The 4,198-nt window shown below is 66.5% G+C and carries 5 protein-coding genes and 1 pseudogene; all 6 read right to left on the bottom strand.

Annotation, left to right across the window (positions count from 1 at the left end; translation table 11 throughout):
• Window positions 1–449, bottom strand: a pseudogene (locus HUU94_RS12155) (heparinase); the annotation flags it as partial.
• Window positions 449–1,114 (bottom strand): ribulose-phosphate 3-epimerase, encoded by a 666-nt coding sequence (rpe, locus tag HUU94_RS12150; protein ID WP_174275331.1) that lies wholly within the window; start codon window positions 1,112–1,114, stop codon window positions 449–451. The pseudogene HUU94_RS12155 and the gene rpe, both read right to left, overlap by 1 nt.
• A gap of 67 nt (window positions 1,115–1,181) precedes the next feature.
• Window positions 1,182–1,988, bottom strand: a complete 807-nt coding sequence (locus HUU94_RS12145; RefSeq protein ID WP_174275330.1) for an SDR family NAD(P)-dependent oxidoreductase — start codon at window positions 1,986–1,988, stop codon at window positions 1,182–1,184.
• Window positions 1,989–2,015: 27 nt separating this feature from the next.
• The gene (locus tag HUU94_RS12140) at window positions 2,016–3,218 is read right to left on the bottom strand and encodes a zinc-dependent alcohol dehydrogenase (RefSeq protein WP_174275329.1); all 1,203 of its coding nucleotides are present in this window, start codon (window positions 3,216–3,218) and stop codon (window positions 2,016–2,018) included.
• A 28-nt stretch (window positions 3,219–3,246) separates the two neighbouring features.
• Entirely contained in the window at window positions 3,247–3,816 is a 570-nt protein-coding gene (locus HUU94_RS12135) for an SRPBCC family protein (RefSeq protein ID WP_174275328.1), read from the bottom strand.
• A gap of 160 nt (window positions 3,817–3,976) precedes the next feature.
• The coding region (locus tag HUU94_RS12130; RefSeq protein ID WP_217429620.1) for a hypothetical protein at window positions 3,977–4,198 on the bottom strand (222 nt) is incomplete at its 5' end.

The raw sequence follows: 4,198 nt of genomic DNA, 5'->3' as shown, positions 1-4,198 counted from the left end.
CTCACCGCCGTCGCGTGCGCCGCCAGCCATTGTTGCGTCAGCGCCTCTGCGACAGGCGCGGTCCGGTCGCGCGGCCCGGCGGCCGCAAGGTCGCGCAGCCAGGCGAAGCTCTGGTAATGATCGGCGAAGGCGGCGCTGAACCCGCCGCGCGCCAGCCCCTCGAGCGCGACGCTCTCCTGCCCGAGCAGCATCCGCCCCTCGATCAGCGCATTGCCTGCGCGAGGGCGGCCGGGGATCGGATCGCCGGGCACGTCGATCAGTTGCAGCGGATAGCGCCCGCGCAGCCGCATCTGGTGGAGCGGCGAGCGCCACGACAGCCGCCGCATCGCGCGGCCGAGCATGTCCGCCAGCGAAAAGCCCGGCGCGCCCTCGGCGGACAATCGCCGCCGCTCGCTCTCCGGTTCGGCGCCCTCCGGCTCAGCGCCCTGCGGGGCGCCGTCCTCGGCCATCAGCCGTGCCCGCGCAGCGCGGCGATGTTGGCGGCATAATGATCCGGCCCGCCCTTGAAGGTGGCGGTGCCCGCGACGAGCGCGTCGGCGCCGGCGGCGATCGCGCGCGGCGCGGTCTCGCTATCGATCCCGCCATCGACTTCGAGGTCGATTGCCCGGCCAGTCCTGTCGATCATCTTGCGTACCGATTCGATCTTGCGCAACTGGCTGTCGATGAAGCGCTGCCCGCCGAACCCCGGGTTGACGCTCATCACCAGCACGAGATCGATATCGTCGATCAGATAGTCGAGCATCTTGGCGGGCGTGCCGGGGTTGAGCGCGACGCCCGCGCGCTTGCCCAGCCCCTTGATGCGCTGAACGGTGCGATGGATGTGCGGCCCCGCCTCGGGATGGACGGTCAGCGTGTCCGCGCCCGCCTCGGCGAAGGCATCGAGGAACACGTCGATCGGCGAGATCATCAGGTGGACGTCGAACGGCTTGGGCGTATGCGGGCGGAGGCCCTTCACCACGACGGGCCCGATCGTGATGTTGGGCACATAATGGCCGTCCATCACATCGACGTGGATCCAGTCCGCGCCCGCCGCGTCGACCGCCTCGATCTCGGCGCCGAGCTTCGAGAAATCGGCGGAGAGGATCGAGGGAGCGATGCGGACGGGACGAGTCATGTCCCGCGTCTAATCCGAAGCCGCCCGCCCGTCATCCCTTCCGCCGCTCGTCCGTCCGGGACGGCGATCAATCGACCCGCTTGCTCTCGGGCACCTTCTCCGCCGAGCCGGGCTCGGCCATGCCGGTGTGCATCTTGGCGAGCACGCTATCGGGCGTGATGTGGCTGATCGCCGCCTGGATCTTGTTCTTGAGCCCCGAGACGACATGGCCGCTGCCCGCGATCATCGCGTCCCAGCCATGCTTGGCGGTGGCGGCGGGATCCTCCTTCGCGGAGACGCCGACCTTGGTATCCATCATGTCGGCGCGCTCGAAGAATTCGGTCTCGGTCGGCCCCGGCATCAGCACGGTGACGGTGATGTCGGTCTCGCGCAATTCCTCGCGCAGCGCGTAGGAGAAGCTGTCGAGATAGGCCTTGCTGGCGTTGTAGACCGCCTGATAGCTGCCCGGCATCAGCCCCGCGATCGATCCGGTGATGAGGATCTTGCCCTCGTTGCGCGCCTTCATCGCGATCGCGACCTTCTGGAGCAGATAGGTCGTGCCGGTGACGTTGGTGTCGATCACGCGGCGCCAATCGGTGACGTCCTGATCGACGAACGCCTTGCCGAGCCCGCGTCCGGCATTGGCGCAGAGGATATCGATCGGACGGCCGCCCGCCGCCGCGAGCAATGTGTCATTGCCTTCGAAGGTCGCGAGATCGGCCTCGACCGAGATGACATTGGTGCCGTGCGCCTTGAGATCGTCGGCGGCATTGTTGATCAACGGCTCATCGGCGACGATCAGCAGGTCATAGCCCTCCTGCGCGGCGAGATGCGCCAGTTCGAAACCGATCCCGGTCGAGGCGCCGGTGATCACTGCGAGCTTTCCGTTTCCCATATAGATATTCCTTCGGTTGCCGGAGCGTTAGGCGGGCATCTCGACCTTGGTCTTCTCGAGGCCGGGCTTGAGCACGATCTTGGTCGCGAAGTCCTGGTGATCGTGAAACAATTTGTAGCCGTCGGGCGCATTCTCGAGCGGCAGATGGTGCGAGATCAGGAAGGTCGTATCGATCTTGCCCTCGACGATCGCGTTGAGCAGCGCGTGGCTATAATGCTGGACGTGCGTCTGGCCGGTCTTGAGCGTCAGGCCTTTTTCCATGAACGCGCCGAGCGGCCATTTGTCGACGAAGCCGCCATAGACCGCGGGCATCGAGACGCGCCCGCCCTTGCGGCAGGCGATGATCGCCTGGCGGTTGGCGTGCGGACGATCGGTGCCGAGAAAGGTCGAGGCCTTGATCTGATCGAGCACGTTATCGACGAACAGTCCGTGCGATTCGAGGCCGACCGCGTCGATCACCGCATCGGGGCCGATCCCGCCGGTCATCTCGATCAGCGCATCATAGACGGCATGCTCCTTATAGTTGAGCGTCTCGGCGCCGAACTTCGCGGCGAGCTCCAGCCGCCGGGGGAAATGGTCGATCGCGATCACGCGCTCGGCGCCCATCAGGAAGGCCGACTGGACCGCGAACAGCCCGACCGGCCCGCAACCCCAGACCGCCACCGTGTCGCCGGGCTCGATCTGGGCATATTCGGCAGCCTGCCAGCCGGTCGGCAATATGTCCGACAGGAACAGCACCTTGTCGTCCTCGAGCTCGTCGGGGATGACGATCGGGCCGATATCGGAGAAAGGCACGCGGACATATTCGGCCTGCCCGCCCGAATAGCCGCCGGTCATGTGGCTGTAGCCGAACAGCCCCGACATCGGGTGGCCGTAGAGCTGTTGCGCGATATCCTGATTGTCGGCGGGCAGGCCGTTGTCGCAGGCCGAATATTGATGCTTGCCGCAATGATAGCAGCTCCCGCACGCGATCGTGAACGGCACGACGACGCGCTGACCCTTCTTGAGCGTCGACTTGGCGCCGGTCTCGACGACCTCGCCCATGAATTCGTGGCCGAGCACGTCGCCCGCCTTCATCGTCGGGATGAAGCCATCGTAGAGGTGGAGGTCCGATCCGCAGATCGCGGTCGAGGTGATCTTGATGATCGCGTCGCGCGGATTGATGATCTCGGGATCGTCGACGGTATCGACGCGAACGTCATGCTTGCCGTGCCAGGTGAGCGCGCGCATCGTCGGCTCCTTTCAGTGAATGGGTGGGTCAGCCGGCCTTATGTTCGGCGTGGTGCGCGAGCGTGCGCGAGGAGGTGGCGATCTCGCCCGTCTCCATGAGCTGCTTGAAGCGGCGGAGATCGCGGCGCGCCTGGATCGCGGGTTCGCGCTGGAAGAGCTTGGCGAACAGCTTGCCGATCGCGCCGAGCGGCGGATCATAAGCGATGACCGCGCGCACCACGGTGCCGCGCCCTTCGACCTGGTGGAATTCGACGCGGCCGCTGTTGCGGACATCGGCGCCATCGTCGGACGTCCAGGCGATCAGCTTGCCGGGTTGATCCTCGGTAATCGTCGCGTCCCATTCGACCGCGCGATCGCCGGGCGCCTTGACCACCCAATGCGAGCGGGTGCCGTCGCGCACCTCGATCCGCTCGATATTCTCCATGACGCCTGAGAGGTTCGAAAGATCACGCCAGAATTCGTACAGCTCTTGGGCCGGGCGGTTGATCGTGACGACCGCGGCGGTGACGCTGGCCTCGTCGCGCTCGGCTTCTCCGGCGCGCGTCGAGGCATCTTTCGCTGCGGTCGCGGGCGGTGCGACGGGGTTCGATCCCAACATGGATTATGCTCCGATTTCCGCAGCATAGCTGCACGGCGCATTAACCTTCCAAAAGATTGAGCGTTCCGCCGTACGATGGCGGCTCCGCGCCGTTCGCGTTAGAGGCTCTCCTATCGACGTTGGACTCTCGTCACCCCGGCCAGCTTGAACAGGACAGCCTCTAGTCCGGGACCTGCTGGTTGGTGTCGCCGTCGGCATTGTCGGATTCGGCGGGCGCCGCCTCGGGCGTATCGACGGGCGGCGGCGTATCGGCCGCATCGTGCGGCATCCGCGCGGGCGCGACATAGGGCGCCGGACCCCGCGATGCATCGTCGGCGGCCCGGAGATCGGCCAGCGTCTTGGCGGCGGTCCGTGCCTGCGCCTCGCCATCGGCGCCGGGGGC

It is taken from the genome of Sphingomonas bacterium (assembly GCF_903644055.1).
Lineage (GTDB): Bacteria > Pseudomonadota > Alphaproteobacteria > Sphingomonadales > Sphingomonadaceae > Sphingomonas_I.
The sequence above is the reverse complement of the archived record's forward strand: the minus strand, read 5'-3'. Positions and strand labels throughout refer to the sequence as shown.